At 57.9% G+C, this 254-nt stretch carries 1 protein-coding gene; it reads right to left on the reverse strand.

Annotated elements, in window-relative coordinates; all coding sequences use genetic code 11:
- On the reverse strand, nt 1-254 hold a 254-nt coding region (locus tag AC1RO3_RS09280; protein WP_481764132.1), incomplete at both ends, for a hypothetical protein.

Below are 254 nucleotides of genomic sequence, written 5' to 3' on the forward strand. Positions count from 1 at the left end.
GTGTGTAACCAGCAGCCTGAACGTCCTTGATAGGCGTTACCTTGAGCCCAATGATATCCGCGATCTTGCGGCGTAGCGGGCCCTCAGGTTCTTTTTCCAGCAAGAACGTTGAAGACTTACGGGCCTTCACCGTGAATCCGTTACTGAGCCGCACTGTCACGTGTTTCGCGGCAGTACCGCACCGCACGATCTCGCCCTCACCGAATTCGGTGTGGACTGCGCGCCCCTTCAGTTCAGAGAGCGCCGTATCCACG

It is taken from the genome of Dellaglioa sp. CoH-57-MRSF-19 (assembly GCF_056781975.1).